The sequence below is a fragment of the Bacteroides sp. D1 genome (assembly GCF_000157095.2).
GTDB lineage: Bacteria > Bacteroidota > Bacteroidia > Bacteroidales > Bacteroidaceae > Bacteroides > Bacteroides xylanisolvens.
In genome coordinates, this window is sequence record NZ_JH114331.1 from 348,637 (window position 1) to 363,862 (window position 15,226).

At 41.4% G+C, this 15,226-nt stretch carries 12 protein-coding genes; 8 read left to right on the forward strand and 4 right to left on the reverse strand.

Annotated features, from left to right (window positions below; all coding sequences use genetic code 11):
* The first annotated feature begins 117 nt into the window (after positions 1-117).
* From BSAG_RS20195 to BSAG_RS20180, 4 genes are read left to right on the forward strand one after another with little or no spacing between them, the layout of a single operon-like run.
* Entirely contained in the window at positions 118-1,374 is a 1,257-nt protein-coding gene (locus BSAG_RS20195) for a DUF2264 domain-containing protein (protein WP_008770364.1), read from the forward strand.
* Positions 1,375-1,402: 28 nt separating this feature from the next.
* Positions 1,403-2,425, forward strand: a complete 1,023-nt coding sequence (locus BSAG_RS20190) for a glycoside hydrolase family 43 protein (protein WP_004314416.1) — start codon at positions 1,403-1,405, stop codon at positions 2,423-2,425.
* A gap of 14 nt (positions 2,426-2,439) precedes the next feature.
* Positions 2,440-3,735 (forward strand): BNR repeat-containing protein, encoded by a 1,296-nt coding sequence (locus tag BSAG_RS20185; protein ID WP_004314417.1) that lies wholly within the window; start codon positions 2,440-2,442, stop codon positions 3,733-3,735.
* A gap of 4 nt (positions 3,736-3,739) precedes the next feature.
* Positions 3,740-4,873, forward strand: coding sequence for a glycoside hydrolase family 88 protein (locus tag BSAG_RS20180; RefSeq protein ID WP_008770363.1), 1,134 nt, complete (start codon positions 3,740-3,742; stop codon positions 4,871-4,873).
* 85 nt (positions 4,874-4,958) lie between these two features.
* Here the strand turns inward: BSAG_RS20180 and BSAG_RS20175 are convergent, their stop codons facing one another.
* The 4 genes from BSAG_RS20175 to BSAG_RS20160 are packed head-to-tail and all read right to left on the reverse strand — an operon-like array spanning position 4,959 to position 8,098.
* Entirely contained in the window at positions 4,959-5,975 is a 1,017-nt protein-coding gene (locus BSAG_RS20175) for a GNAT family N-acetyltransferase (RefSeq protein WP_008770362.1), read from the reverse strand.
* Between the two features lie 13 nt (positions 5,976-5,988).
* A complete protein-coding gene (locus BSAG_RS20170) occupies positions 5,989-6,906 on the reverse strand; it encodes a DUF2156 domain-containing protein (RefSeq protein WP_004314421.1) in 918 nt (305 codons plus the stop codon).
* A 56-nt stretch (positions 6,907-6,962) separates the two neighbouring features.
* Complete coding sequence (locus tag BSAG_RS20165; protein ID WP_004305057.1) at positions 6,963-7,658, reverse strand: LrgB family protein; 696 nt, start codon at positions 7,656-7,658, stop codon at positions 6,963-6,965.
* Complete coding sequence (locus tag BSAG_RS20160; RefSeq protein ID WP_004305056.1) at positions 7,655-8,098, reverse strand: CidA/LrgA family protein; 444 nt, start codon at positions 8,096-8,098, stop codon at positions 7,655-7,657. Before BSAG_RS20160 ends, BSAG_RS20165 begins: the two co-directional genes overlap by 4 nt.
* 196 nt (positions 8,099-8,294) lie before the next feature.
* Between BSAG_RS20160 and pta the strand changes: the two genes are divergently transcribed.
* The 4 genes from pta to BSAG_RS20140 all read left to right on the forward strand — a co-directional run bounded on the left by pta (position 8,295) and on the right by BSAG_RS20140 (position 14,765).
* Entirely contained in the window at positions 8,295-9,314 is a 1,020-nt protein-coding gene (gene pta / locus BSAG_RS20155) for a phosphate acetyltransferase (RefSeq protein ID WP_004314422.1), read from the forward strand.
* Between the two features lie 40 nt (positions 9,315-9,354).
* Complete coding sequence (locus BSAG_RS20150) at positions 9,355-10,554, forward strand: acetate kinase (protein ID WP_004314424.1); 1,200 nt, start codon at positions 9,355-9,357, stop codon at positions 10,552-10,554.
* Positions 10,555-10,758: 204 nt separating this feature from the next.
* Positions 10,759-11,694: a tyrosine-type recombinase/integrase gene (locus tag BSAG_RS20145; RefSeq protein WP_004314426.1), complete on the forward strand. Its 936-nt coding sequence runs from the start codon at positions 10,759-10,761 to the stop codon at positions 11,692-11,694.
* A 374-nt stretch (positions 11,695-12,068) separates the two neighbouring features.
* Entirely contained in the window at positions 12,069-14,765 is a 2,697-nt protein-coding gene (locus BSAG_RS20140; protein WP_008770361.1) for a PL29 family lyase N-terminal domain-containing protein, read from the forward strand.
* Positions 14,766-15,226 lie beyond the last annotated feature (461 nt).

The window sequence follows — 15,226 nt, forward strand, 5'->3', positions numbered from 1 at the left end:
ATATATAACTGTCTCTGTATTAAATTTGGTCTTTAAGTATCCCTTTTTTGACATAAATTTGGATGTTATTCTTGTGAGTATAAAGTATCTTTGTAAATGAAAAACCTAAATAATATCATGAACTTGAATAGACATTACGTATTGTTATTGCTTATGGTAATCTTAATGATTCCGTCACAAGACTTGTCGGCAAAAAAAAAGAAACAAGTGAAAGAACCGACCGACCGAGAGTTATGGGCGGAAGTGTTGTATCGTATGGCTGAACCGGTGCTTAGTAATATGAGTGAAGGCAAGCTGCAACAGAATATGTTGGTTGAGTTAAGTCCGACATGGGATGGAAGAAATAAAAAGGTTACTTATATGGAATGTTTCGGACGTTTGATGGCAGGACTGGCTCCCTGGATTTCATTGCCGGATGATGATACATCCGAAGGTATCTGGCGGAAACAACTGCGTGAATGGGCGCTCAAGAGTTATGCGCAGGCTGTCGATCCGGAAAGTCCCGATTATCTGTTGTGGAGAAAGGAAGGGCAAACTTTAGTGGATGCCGCTTATATCGCGGAAAGTTTCATAAGAGGATATGATGCTTTATGGCTTCCGTTGGATAGCGTGACGAAACAACGTTATATTACCGAGTTTACACAGCTTCGCCGGGTAGACCCTCCTTATACGAATTGGTTATTGTTCTCTGCTACCGTAGAAGCCTTTCTGCGGAAAGCGGGTGCGCCAAGTGATACTTACCGCATAGCTTCGGCGTTGCGCAAAGTGGAAGAATGGTATGTTGGTGATGGTTGGTATTCGGATGGAAAGGACTTTGCTTTCGACTATTACAATAGTTTTGTATTGCATCCCATGTACATAGAGCCACTGGAAATAATGACCAATAGCGGAAAGAATAAAGTTTGGAATATGCCTGAATGTGACTACAACCGTGCGGTAAAACGAATGCAACGTTTCGGAATGATTTTGGAACGGTTCATCTCTCCCGAAGGGACACTCCCTGTCTTTGGGCGTTCTATTACCTATCGTACAGGAACTTTGCAGCCTTTGGCATTGTTGGCATGGAGAGAATGGTTACCCAAGGAATTGCCCGACGGACAAGTGCGTGCAGCCATGACGGCAGTTATTAAACGAATGTTTGGCGATGACCGCAATTTCAATGAAAAAGGATTCCTTACTTTGGGTTTCAATGGCAAGCAACCGAATATATCCGATTGGTATACAAATAATGGTAGCTTATATATGGCATCACTTGCTTTCATGCCGCTTGGACTTCCGGCTGACCATCCCTTCTGGACATCTCCTGCCGAAGACTGGACAAGTAAAAAAGCCTGGGAAGGGAATGACTTCCCGAAAGACCATGCTTTTCATTAATAATGAATTAACCAACAAATATTGATATATGACTAGACTATTATTACTGTTTGTAGCTTGCATAGGCTTGCTTCCAATATCCGTACAGGCTCAGAAGAATACGGACTTTACCCCCGGACAAGTGTGGAAAGATACCGATGGAAATCCGATCAATGCCCATGGTGGCGGACTTCTTTATCACAATGGTACTTACTATTGGTATGGTGAATACAAGAAAGGAAAAACGATTTTGCCGGACTGGGCTACGTGGGAGTGTTATCGTACAGACGTGACCGGAGTCGGTTGTTACTCTTCTAAAGACTTGCTGAATTGGAAATTTGAAGGAATTGTGCTTCCGGCAGTCAAAGACGATCCGAATCATGACCTGCATCCCTCCAAAGTGTTGGAACGTCCGAAAGTTATTTTTAATAAGAAGACCGGTAAGTTTGTAATGTGGGCACATGTGGAAAGCGCCGATTACAGTAAGGCTTGTGCCGGAGTGGCGGTTGCCGATTCTCCTGTCGGACCGTTCGTCTATCAGGGAAGTTTCCGTCCGAATAATGCGATGAGCCGCGATCAGACAGTTTTTGTGGATGATGACGGACGTGCTTATCAGTTCTATTCTTCGGAAAATAATGAAACCATGTATATTAGTCTTTTGACTGATGATTATCTGAAACCCAGCGGACGGTTTACTCGTAATTTCGTCAAAGAGTCTCGTGAAGCTCCGGCTGTGTTTAAATATAATGGTAAATACTGTATGTTAAGCTCCGGTTGCACAGGCTGGGATCCGAATGTGGCCGAGATTGCAGTTGCTGATTCTATTATGGGAACGTGGAAAACGATCGGTGATCCTTGTACGGGACCGGATGCGGATAAAACGTTTTACGCACAGAGCACTTACGTTCAGCCTGTTATCGGAAAGAAGGACGCATACATCGCTATGTTCGACCGCTGGAAAAAGAAAGACTTGGAAGACTCACGCTATGTATGGCTGCCTGTACTTGTAAAAGACGGAAAGATAACAATTCCCTGGCATGAAAAATGGACTCTTTCCATCTTTGACAAATAAAAAAGAAGATAAGCATGAAACGGATATTACTACTACTTTGCGGAATAATACTTGTTCCTACTCTTGTCTGTTCCCAGCGTTTGGTGGAAGTAGGAAAGGGATACAGTTGTACTTCGGTCAATACTGCGGTCTTTCGCAATAACTCGCTGGTGACGCATGGTGATGAACAATATATCAGTTATTACGATAACGACGGCTATCTGATACTTGGAAAACGGAAACTGGATTCGAAACAATGGACTTTACACCGTACCCAATATCAGGGAAATGTAAAGGATGCTCATAATGTAATCAGTATGATGGTGGATGGAGAAGGTTACATACACGTATCTTTCGATCATCATGGACATAAACTGAATTATTGCCGGAGCATTGCTCCCGGTTCTCTGAAACTGGGAGATAAAATACCGATGACCGGAGTTGACGAAGGAAATGTCACCTATCCGGAGTTTTATTCTTTATCCGGAGGAGATTTACTGTTTGTTTATCGTTCCGGTTCTTCCGGTCGTGGTAACTTGGTGATGAACCGTTATTCGTTGAAAGATCGTAAATGGACTCGTATTCAGGATATACTGATTGACGGAGAAAATAAACGGAATGCTTATTGGCAAATGTATGTCGATGAGAAAGGAACCATCCATCTTTCGTGGGTGTGGCGCGAAAGCTGGCATGTGGAGACAAACCATGATATATGTTATGCCCGTTCGTTTGATAATGGAGTGACTTGGTATAAATCAAGTGGAGAGCAATATGAACTTCCTATCCGATTGTCTAATGCAGAGTATGCCTGTCGTTTGCCTCAAAACTGTGAGTTGATTAATCAGACAAGTATGAGTGCCGATGCAGAAGGAAATCCGTATATAGCTACTTATTGGCGGGACTCCGACAGTGACGTGCCCCAATACCGTATCGTCTGGAATGACGGGAAAGTATGGCATCAACGGCAGATCACAGATCGCAAAACACCTTTTACCTTGAAGGGTGGCGGTACGAAAATGATACCTATTGCCCGTCCGCGTATTGTGGTAGAGGGTGGGGAAGTCTTTTATATTTTCCGCGACGAAGAACGGGGAAGCCGTGTCTCGATGGCACATGCGTCCGATGTCGGCATTAGTAAATGGACAATAACGGATTTGACCGACTTTTCAGTGGATGCATGGGAACCGTCCCATGATACGGAGCTCTGGAAGAAACAGCGGAAACTTCACCTCTTTGTGCAACACACCCGTCAGGGAGATGGTGAACGCACAGCGGAAATTGACCCTCAAATGGTATATGTATTAGAAACAGATATGAATATAAATAAGTAAAGATATGAAGAAACTATCTGCAACTCTTCTTTCCGCACTCTTCTTGGGTGGTGCTATCTGTGCAGGTTGCGCGGACAAGAAGGATACCTCTTCCGAAGAAGTGATAAACATCATTCACAAAGTGAATAATTATTGGCAGGCAAACCATCCGGAACACGGACGTTCCTTCTGGGATAATGCCGCCTATCATACCGGAAACATGGAAGCCTATTTCCTGACTAAAAAGCCGGAATATCTGGACTACTCGAAAGCCTGGGCGGAACATAATGAATGGAAAGGCGCCAAGTCCGATAATAAGGCCGACTGGAAATACAGCTATGGCGAGAGTGATGACTATGTGCTTTTCGGCGACTATCAGATTTGTTTTCAGACGTATGCCGATCTCTATAATCTGGAACCGGATACACAAAAAATAGCGCGTGCCCGTGAAGTGATGGAATATCAGATGAGTACGCCCAACCGTGATTATTGGTGGTGGGCGGATGGATTATATATGGTAATGCCGGTCATGACAAAGATGTATAACATCACCAAGAACCCGCTTTATCTGGAAAAATTGCATGAGTACCTTGCCTATGCCGATAGTATCATGTATGATGAAGAAGCCGGACTCTACTACCGGGATGGAAAATACGTATATCCTAAACACAAGAGTGTGAACGGCAAGAAGGACTTCTGGGCCCGTGGAGACGGCTGGGTATTGGCCGGACTGGCAAAAGTACTCAAAGACTTGCCCGAAACAGATCAGTATCGTCAGGAATATATGGACCGTTTCCGCACATTAGCCAAATCTGTTGCTGCCTGTCAGCAGCCGGAAGGCTACTGGACACGCAGTATGCTCGATCCGCAACATGCACCGGGACCGGAAACCAGTGGAACAGCTTTCTTTACGTATGGTCTGCAATGGGGAATCAATAACGGTTTCCTGAATGCCGCAGAATATCAGCCGGTGGTTGAAAAAGCATGGAAATATCTCTCGACGGTTGCTTTGCAGCCTGATGGAAAGATTGGATATGTACAACCAATTGGCGAGAAAGCGATACCCGGACAGGTAGTAGACGCCAACTCTACTTCAAATTTTGGAGTGGGTGCATTCCTATTGGCAGCTTGCGAACGGGTTCGTCATTTGAATCAATAGTTTCAGGCATGGATTACATGGATTTCACGGTTCTTAGAGGTATATCTTCATATAAGTCAACAGCATAATCCATGTAATCTGTGCCTTAATTCATCATCAAGCTCATATACGGCTTTAACGGCTGAAGTATTCTATCTGTTAGTTCACTAATATTCATCTGTATATGCGTACCGGGCAGTCGCTCGGTACTATACATGCACTTCCCTTTACACAGGTAATAATAACCGTTATTGACAGATAATTGTTTATCCGATAATTCCAACTGCATTTCATCTTCGGGAAAAGCTGCGGCATAGATTTGCAGCACTTCTTTGGCATTGATGATACGTGCCATGCCTAGCGGATGTTGAGGCTGTTTCTCTTCGGGAGGCAAGATTTGAACCATGCACTTATATCCGGTGTGTTGCCGGATAGCATACAACAGGCTATATTCCACATCTTTATTTTCAGCGCAAAGCTCATTGATAATGATATGTTTGTCTCCTTTATATATAATGGTTATTCCTTTGATTTCGTTTTCCTGTCTGGCTACAAATAAATAACCTCCACTAATGGCAAGATCGGTCATAATAACCTGAAAGTCTTCCGATGTGTGCTGAATACAGCAAGCCCGTTCGGAAAGCTTCTTATTCAAATAGGAATAGACCTCCTCCTGAAATTCTGAAACAACACTGACCGCTATCTCTTTAGCAGGAATAAATTCCGGCAAAACGATCTCTTTAGTTGAATACTTGAATACGGAAGCATATCCCATGCGGGCATAATAGTCGAACAACCAGGGCTCTGCCGGTATCAATGTACTGAAATGTACTCCATTCCGCAGCATCCGGGCGAAAGACTGTGATAAGAGCTCTCGCATGACCCCTTTGCTTCGGAAATCGGGATGCGTACAGGCTCCTGAAATATAGGAGGTCTGTACAGTCTCTCCACCAAAAGTCATCGGATAAGGAAGCATCTGAAGCGCAGAGATTACCTCATCGCCACTTTGGATGGCGACATTCACCTCTGTTTTATAGCGCAGTCTGAAGTACATTTCAACGAATTCTTCACTATCGTCAAAACAGATTTTCCACAATGCTTTTACTTGCTCCTTTATCATCATATTTATAATGGATTTACCATTTTACCATATTCATGGGATGCTCTTTGAGGCAAGCCATATATTTTTCCAGAATCGTTGCCGGCTGGTAAGACAGTTTGGCTTTGCGTAAACCCTCAATACCTAAATCCTCTTCCCGGTTGATATAGATATATTGTTCGGGAATCCGGTTGGCAAATTCATAATTAATCATGGCATACGCACCTTCAATACTGGTATCCGCTTTTTCTACATGTACGCCGAATGTTTCATGATTGATAGGCATACCGAATGTGAATGCGACAATTTTACCGTTCACATGCAAGATACCTCCCGTCAGTCCGAGTGCCTCGAAGTTGTGGAGAGCATAAATCAGGGCGCGACGTTCGTTGCCTGTCCCCTCCTGTTGGTCACAGTTATTCACTTTACACCACTCTGCTTCCAGATCCAGACATTCCTGAATACGGTCCGGGGTAATCGGTGTGTATTCGTAATCCGGATAAGTGTTGCGGAACCGGTTGATATGATTTCTTTTCGCTTGGAATTTCTTCCCTTTCAGCGTAGATAGATCACTTCTCAAATAAATATAATCCGCATAGTCGCGGTCTTCTGTGAAAGTGAACTGTTCCAGAAGGATAGCTTCGAGATCAGCGCGCATATTGCTGCACACTCCCAGCATACAGAAATGCTGGTTCTCTTTGCGGGCATCTTCTATCAGTTCCCACAATACTGCTTTCAAATCTCCTGTGCCTACGGGCATCATATAAGCAAGTTGTTCTCCCGCCCAGAACTTGAATACCAAAAAGTTGTCGACCACTGCGAATTGAGTGTCATATAAGAACCTCCAACTGCAAAGATTGGAGAATGAAAGATCGCAATTGCGGCGATCACTTTTCATCGTGAATGAGGTGATTGTGTCTTTGTCTGCTAATGTGATATCTTTAAATGGAATCATAAAATTGCTTTTTGCGTTTAACTCTTTATATAACGGAAAATCAAGAGATTTTGTTTTTACAAGACACCTAATAATCGAAGGATTGTAGGTGTGAGCAGTGCGGTGAAGATTCCATTCAGTGTCAGTCCCAGACTGGCGTATGCTCCATATTTGCTGCTGATATCCATTGCGGTGGAAGTTCCGACAGCATGAGCGGCTGTCCCCATCGAAAGCCCTTGGGCGATCGGACTGCCTACACGCATGATTTTCATGGTCTTAAAACCACAGATCGCTCCTAATAAACCTACTGCCACAACAACTGCCGCCGTCAGTGACGGAATACCGCCAATGGCTTTGGTTACTTCCATCGCAATCGGAGTCGTAACCGATTTGGGAGCCAGAGACAGGATTACTTCTTGGGAAGCTCCCATGAACTTCGCAATCAGCACTACTGAAATAACTCCGACAATGCAGCCTGCCAGTTGAGACAGAAGGATAGGCAGTAACTGCTTTTTTATCATTTCCAATTGAAGATATAAAGGTACGCCTAAAGCAACAACAGCCGGGCGGAGCCAGAACTCGATCAAATGTCCTCCTTTATTATAGGTCTCGTATGAGATATTTGTCATTTTAAGGAAGATGATTAATAGGGCGATGGTCAGCAATATAGGATTTAATAATACCAGTCCTGTTTTCTTCTGAAGCAATTTGGCAAAGAAGAAAATCCCGAAGGTGATAGCCAGCAGGAAGAAATTATTCTCTAAGAAGCTCATTTGTCTTTATTCGTTAAGTTGATTTTATCTTTAAGGTGCAGTTTCTCCGACAGATGGAAATCCGTCAGGTGAAGTTTGCGCGCCAGCTTAATCTGACGTGCCAGCCTGAACTTGCGGACGATTTGATGTACCCATCCCGTAACGACAAGTACAAGCGCGGTGCTGATAATGGTCGCTGTCACTATCGGCCAGAACTCTGCCGCAATGACATCAAAGTATAGCATAAGAGCCACACCGGGCGGAACGAAAAAGAATCCTAAGTTGGCAACCAGAAAGTCGGACAATCCCTGTACCCAGTGTAACTTAATCCAACCTAATTTTAAAAAGAGGGTGAGCAGCAGCATACCGATGATGCTGGAGGGGAGCTTGATACCCGTAAGATAAACTATTAATTCACCCAAAGCCAAACAGCCAAATAAAATGGCGCACTGACGTATCATAACTAATAACCTATTGATTTTGTTTGAAAACGCTGCAAAGGTATGAAAAATAGGAGTACAGTGTTAAATATTACAATATTTTAGACTTGGAAGAGAAAAATAGGCGAAATTGTAATGTGGATATTGCAAAATTGAGTACTTTTGCACCGCAAATTACAAATTGTAAGGACGTTTTATAATAATATTCAATATATCTATGCTCAATTTAATCAACCAAATCGTGGCGCGTGCGAAAGCAAATCGCCAACGTATTGTTCTTCCGGAAGGAACTGAAGAACGCACATTGAAAGCTGCCAATATGATTTTGACAGACGAAGTAGCCGATCTAATTTTACTGGGTAAACCGGCAGAAATTAATGAACTTGCTGCAAAATGGGGATTGGGAAACATCGGTAAAGCTACTATCATTGATCCTGAAACTTCTCCGAAACACGAAGAATATGCGCAGTTGTTGTGTGAACTTCGTAAAAAGAAGGGGATGACTATCGAAGAAGCCCGCAAGTTAACGAATGATCCTTTATTCTTTGGTTGTTTAATGATTAAGAGCGGTGATGCTGACGGTCAGTTGGCTGGTGCCCGTAACACTACTGGTAATGTATTGCGTCCTGCTTTGCAGATTATCAAGACTGCGCCGGGAATCACTTGCGTGTCTGGTGCTATGTTGCTTTTGACTCATGCTCCTGAATACGGAAAGAATGGCATTTTGGTCATGGGTGACGTGGCCGTAACCCCGGTTCCTGATGCTAATCAATTGGCGCAGATTGCAGTTTGTACAGCGCAGACTGCCAAGGCGGTTGCCGGTATCGAAAATCCGAAAGTAGCTATGTTGAGTTTCTCTACCAAAGGCTCTGCTAAACATGAAGTGGTAGACAAAGTAGTAGAAGCAACTAAAATAGCTAAGGAAATGGCTCCGACTCTTGATTTGGACGGTGAACTGCAGGCAGATGCGGCTCTTGTTCCTGAAGTAGGTGCAAGCAAAGCTCCGGGTTCGGAGGTAGCCGGACAAGCAAATGTACTGATTGTTCCGAGCCTGGAAGTAGGTAACATTTCTTATAAGCTAGTTCAACGTTTGGGACATGCTGATGCTATCGGCCCGATCCTTCAGGGTATCGCTTGCCCGGTAAACGACTTGTCTCGTGGTTGTTCTATTGAAGATGTATATCGTATGATTGCTATCACGGCTAACCAGGCTATTGCTGCAAAGGCAAATAAATAAGTATTAGATATAAAGTAGTAAGTATTAAATCGACAACGACATGAAAATTCTGGTATTGAACTGCGGAAGTTCATCTATTAAATATAAATTGTTCGATATGACCAGCAAAGAAGTGATTGCGCAAGGTGGTATCGAAAAAATCGGTCTGAAAGGATCTTTCTTGAAACTGACTTTGCCGAATGGTGAAAAGAAAATTCTGGAAAAAGATATTCCTGAACATACAGTAGGAGTTGAGTTTATCCTGAATACGTTGATTCACCCCGAATATGGCGCTATCAAATCTTTGGATGAAATCAATGCCGTAGGTCACCGTATGGTACACGGAGGCGAGCGTTTCAGCGAATCTGTATTGCTGAATAAGGAGGTATTGGAAGCCTTTACAGCTTGCAATGATCTGGCTCCGTTGCACAATCCGGCTAACTTGAAAGGTGTGAATGCAGTTTCTGCTATTCTTCCTAACATTCCGCAGGTAGGTGTATTTGATACGGCTTTTCATCAGACCATGCCGGATTATGCCTACATGTATGCTATTCCTTATGAATTGTATGAAAAGTATGGTGTGCGTCGTTATGGCTTCCACGGAACATCTCATCGTTACGTGTCCAAACGTGTATGCGAATTCTTGGGTGTAAATCCGGTAGGAAAGAAAATCATCACTTGTCATATTGGTAATGGTGGTTCTATTGCCGCTATCAAAGATGGTAAATGTATAGATACTACTATGGGCTTGACTCCATTGGAAGGCTTGATGATGGGTACTCGCAGCGGTGACATTGATGCCGGTGCAGTGACGTTTATCATGGAAAAAGAAGGCTTGAATACTACGGGTGTTTCCAACCTGTTGAACAAGAAGAGCGGTGTACTCGGTATTTCAGGTGTATCAAGCGATATGCGTGAACTTTTGGCTGCTTGTGCGGCTGGCAATGAGAAAGCTATCCTTGCAGAGAAGATGTATTATTATCGTATCAAGAAATACATCGGTGCTTATGCTGCTGCATTGGGCGGTGTAGATATCATTCTGTTTACAGGTGGTGTAGGTGAAAATCAGATGGAATGTCGCCGTGAAGTTTGTAAGGATATGGAATTCATGGGTATCGAGCTTGACAACGATGTGAATGCTAAAGTTCGTGGTGAGGAAGCAATTATTTCTACTCCTGCTTCTAAAGTGAAAGTAGTAGTGATTCCGACAGATGAAGAACTGTTGATTGCGTCCGATACAATGGATATTCTGAAGAAATAATAACTGAACTGATTTATATTGTACGGGGATGTGCCAAGATTGGGACATCCCCGTCTTTTTTTGTTTTAGTTTTACCTCATGGTTCCTTTCATTTACTTCCAAGAAACAACATTGTTATTATTATTGTTATTTGTAGCTAACAGGTTTGCTTGTTCTTAAAAATACCTGTATGTTTATTGTGTAATTAAATTAAGTAATAGTAACATGTTAAAAGTAGTAGCATTTATGAGGCAAGTGGCTAATGGGCTACAAATGGGGGGAAACTTTGGGACGGCTCACGTATATCGTAGCAGTCTCAATGCCATTATTGTTTATTGTGGGAAAGGAGATTTCACTTTTGATAAAGTAACTCCGGGATGGTTGAAAGGCTTCGAGATACATCTTCGTAGCCGTGGTTGTAGTTGGAATACAGTTTCAACTTATTTGCGCACATTTCGTGCAGTCTATAATCGTGCGGTCGATCTTCGAAAAGCACCTTATGTGCCGAATTTGTTCCATTCGGTTTATACCGGTACTCGCGCTGACCGTAAGCGAGCTTTATGTGAGGAAGACATAAAAAAGGTATTTGCAAAATTACATTCATCGGTTGCAACTCCGGCTTTGCGATGTACACAAGAGCTATTTACTCTGATGTTTTTACTTCGTGGTTTACCTTTTGTCGATCTCGCATATTTGCGTAAGAGTGATTTGCATGATAATGTGATTACTTATCGTAGGCGTAAGACGGGGCGTACATTGTCGGTGACATTGACTCCGGAGGCAATGCTTTTGGTGAAGAAGTACATGAATTGTGACCCTTCTTCTCCATACCTTTTCTCATTGTTGAAAAGTCGTGAAGGAACAAAAGAAGCATATCGAGAGTATCAGTTAGCATTGCGCACATTTAATCGGCAATTAATGTTGTTGGGTGAATTGTTGGGACTGGGGGATAAATTGAGTTCATACACCGCCCGCCATACATGGGCCACAACAGCGTATTATTGTGAAATTCATCCGGGCATTATTTCCGAAGCGATGGGGCATTCGTCCATTACAGTGACGGAGACTTATCTGAAACCTTTTCAGAATAAGAAAATAGATGAAGCAAACAAGCGGGTTATTGATTTTATCCGATATTCAGTTCGAAATGCAATTTGCTGAATATAAGTCTGTTACTTTGTAGGTAACGGGAATAAATACCGGTGCAAATATGAGCATATTTCTTAAAACAACCAAACGAAATCACACATTTTTTTCTAATAAAGCATTCAAAAGAAGAACATAAACAGATAAAACACGTAGATTCTTTGTATTAGGGCATGTCAACCTCTAAATTTTGCATAAGATTTCTCTCCCCTCTACCTCTTTCATGAAGTAGGGGTTAAAATGTTTCATTGTATATTATATCATTTTCTAGTATTGACTACTCAAGAAGAGCAGGAACAAAGGTTTGCCGTTACCTACAAAGTAACGGGTATGCTATTATTGAAACTTAGTGTTTAATAATATATTATTAATGTAATTTTTAAGTAGTTATGAAGAAAAAGTTTGTAAAAGTGATGCTCTTCGGGGCGCTGGCGCTTTCTACTATCAGCTACGTAGGATGCAAAGACTACGATGATGATATAGATGGTTTGCAACAGCAGGTCGACGCCAATAAGAGTAAAATTGAAGAGGTGGATGCTGCAATGAAAGCCGGTAAATTTATTGTCAGTTATACTCCTGTAGCAAATGGTTATGAGTTGTCTCTTTCTGACGGTTCTAAATTGACTATCACCAATGGTAAAGATGGAGAGAACGGACAGCCGGGACTAAATGGTGAAACGGTCATTCCTAAATTTAAAGTATCAAGTGACAACTATTGGCAGGTAAGTACTGATGATGGCAAAACCTATGAGTATGTTTTAGATGCAGATGGAAATAAGGTTAATGCTACTGGGAAGAAGGGAGAACAAGGTGAACCTGGTAAGCCTGGCGAACCAGGTCAGGATGCATCAGCTAACGTGTCTATTAATAAAGATGGGTATATCGTTATCGGTGATGTGGTAACAAGCTTGAAAACTGATACTAAAGTTCCTTCTATTGTTATAAATGAGGTAGATGGTTTGTACGTCATCACTCTTGACGGTAAAGAATATAAAATGTTGGCAGAAGGTTCTGCCTATAATGGTTTGCAAAGCATTATTTACAGAAGACAAGCTGCTAATGATAAAGATGATTTTGTAAAATCAATCGGGTTGATGTCGTCCAATGATCCTGATGCGGAATTATTGGCAACCAGTGCTTCTGTAGCTACTTTCAAAGTATGGCCTACTACACTGGATCTAGGTAAAGCTGTATTTGCATTTACCGATACATATAAAACCAGAGCACTTGTTCCTGCACTGAAATATGTAGAAGGTAGTGCAAAATGGGTGGATAACCGACAAGGTATCTTGAGTGTAAATATGATTTCCGAAAACATTGAAGTTGATAAACCTTACGCTTCTTCTCTGGATGTAACAATTAACGGTTATACAACAGCCTCTGATTATTTCAACTTCAAAGCTGAAAAATGGACTCCGGCTGATTTGAGTTTTGTGCATACAAAAGATGCAGTTGAAGTTCCTACTGATGTTTTGGCTGATGCAACTACCGAATCCGATTTTTCATCTTATGTTGAATATACATTTGTTTATAACAAATCTTATAATTTGAATGATTCTGTAGCATTGGGACATGATGTGGAAGAGGATTTCATTTCAATGGCTGATTTAGGATTTAGTGGTATCACTGTTGAATTCAAACAAACAGCTGATAAGGCAAAAGGTATCTTTGAAATTAAAGACGGTGTTATTACAGCTAAATCTAGTGAGCAAGCTTCGGCTATCAATGAATTATGCTATGTGACAGCAACTTATAAGAATGAAAAAGGTACGGAAATCATTTCTTATGACTTTGCAGTGAAAGCTGTTCGCGAGCAGCAAGTGGCTCCGGCATTGGTTGATATTGATGTAGAAACGAAAGATGCAGCTGCAGCTGATAAGTTAGCTAAATTGCAGTATAGCACAAGTGAACAAACTATTGACTTGAATGTTCGTGCATTCTTGAATTCACTGGGTGGACGTGACTATATGTCTGACAATGAAAACGTAACTCCTGTTAAATATGGTTTGTATTACTTGACTAATGAAGATGGTAAAACTTATGCTAACAAGGTTGATGCATATATTGAATTCACACCGGGTACAAGCACAGATTTGGATAATCTTAAATTGATATTCCCTGCCGAAACTGTTATCAATGGAGATCAGCAATTGTATTCATTCGAAACATGGCCAGGTGGTGGAAACTCAAAATATGAAATTACAAATTCTGAAGAATATGCATGGCGTAAATCCACAACAACTCATCGTGTTAACGGTTCTAACAAACAGTATACTTTGAAATTGAAGGATCTTGTTAAGTGCGAACGTAAAGTGAACATCAAGCAAAATAGTGCATTTGTTGTGAATGGTAAGACAACTATTACCGGTGCATGGACTGAAGCTGATAAGTCATTCAGTATGACGGCTGATTTGACAGTTCTTTATGCTGCATATAATACAGATAACAGTACTTCTAGTGAAGTTATTGAATATTATCTGGCTCCGCAAGCAAAACAGTCTGATGCTGTTAAAGCTGTTTATAGTCAGATAAGCATTGCTGGTAATGTTATTACTGTAACTCCGGATGTAGATGTGAAGACTTTAGGTGCTATCAAGATCGGAGCTAAAATACAAGGAACTGATATTGAAGCTACTATTCTTGATATAAATGGAAAAGAAGTGACTTATTGTGAACCTGTATTGCGTTCTCCGCTTGATGTCTTGTCTTACAAGTCTTCTATTGATTGGAATATAGATGGTGATCAGAATAAGACTATCAATGTAGGAACGAAAGCAGAAATCAAGATGTCTGACAAAGATATCAATGTAACCAAGAAGAATGTAGTTATTGAAAATGGAGTAGCAAAAGCTCCTTGGGCTGCAGCTTATGGCATTGATGCTGCTGGCGCCATTACTTATGCAATTGATGGATATAGTGCTACTGTAAATGAGGGTACCTATACTATTAATCCGTCAACAGGTGTGATTACATGTAACAATACAGCGATTGTTCAGTCATTGGACATCTATGTGAAAGTAACTGTAAATCATAACTGGGGTACAGAAACTATTAATAAGATCACTGTGAAAGCTTCTTTGAAATAGTCCTATTTTAAATAAGAAAGAAAGGGTAACTCTTTTCCTTTGTGTAGAGTTACCCTTTTATTGATAATATAATTGTCCGATATGGTGGTATCGGATATTATTTGTCGAATTATTCATCTTTGTGAAAAGATGAATATGTTATTTCCCACTAAGGATTTTTGACATCCTTAATTTGTTAGATGAAAAAAGGTAAAGACTGCACTTGTGAAAGACCAGTCTAATAATAAACCTTTATTTCGAAGGGCGTTCCAATTTTCCCTTATTTCCCAGGAACGCCCTTTTTTATTCTGTAAGATTTATCAAAACTAATATAGTTGGAGAAACTCAATCTCTTTTTATAATGATTCTAACGGAGAATAGAAAACTTTTTGAGGGAATCTTGATAAAAAGTAGATAGGAAATATAGTTAGTTCTTTTGTTTTTCTGGAGATTTGGGAGTAGTTTCCCCTTTTTTGTCTTAA

Excerpts from the sequence above, each read along its gene's own strand:
- BSAG_RS20180 (WP_008770363.1), top strand. The coding sequence starts at position 3,740 with ATGAAGAAACTATCTGCAACTCTTCTTTCCGCACTCTTCTTGGGTGGT.
- BSAG_RS20145 (WP_004314426.1), top strand. The coding sequence starts at position 10,759 with ATGTTAAAAGTAGTAGCATTTATGAGGCAAGTGGCTAATGGGCTACAA.
- pta (WP_004314422.1), top strand. The coding sequence starts at position 8,295 with ATGCTCAATTTAATCAACCAAATCGTGGCGCGTGCGAAAGCAAATCGC.
- BSAG_RS20195 (WP_008770364.1), top strand. The coding sequence starts at position 118 with ATGAACTTGAATAGACATTACGTATTGTTATTGCTTATGGTAATCTTA.
- BSAG_RS20170 (WP_004314421.1), bottom strand. The coding sequence starts at position 6,906 with ATGATTCCATTTAAAGATATCACATTAGCAGACAAAGACACAATCACC.
- BSAG_RS20175 (WP_008770362.1), bottom strand. The coding sequence starts at position 5,975 with ATGATGATAAAGGAGCAAGTAAAAGCATTGTGGAAAATCTGTTTTGAC.
- BSAG_RS20150 (WP_004314424.1), top strand. The coding sequence starts at position 9,355 with ATGAAAATTCTGGTATTGAACTGCGGAAGTTCATCTATTAAATATAAA.
- BSAG_RS20140 (WP_008770361.1), top strand. The coding sequence starts at position 12,069 with ATGAAGAAAAAGTTTGTAAAAGTGATGCTCTTCGGGGCGCTGGCGCTT.
- BSAG_RS20190 (WP_004314416.1), top strand. The coding sequence starts at position 1,403 with ATGACTAGACTATTATTACTGTTTGTAGCTTGCATAGGCTTGCTTCCA.
- BSAG_RS20185 (WP_004314417.1), top strand. The coding sequence starts at position 2,440 with ATGAAACGGATATTACTACTACTTTGCGGAATAATACTTGTTCCTACT.
- BSAG_RS20165 (WP_004305057.1), bottom strand. The coding sequence starts at position 7,658 with ATGAGCTTCTTAGAGAATAATTTCTTCCTGCTGGCTATCACCTTCGGG.
- BSAG_RS20160 (WP_004305056.1), bottom strand. The coding sequence starts at position 8,098 with ATGATACGTCAGTGCGCCATTTTATTTGGCTGTTTGGCTTTGGGTGAA.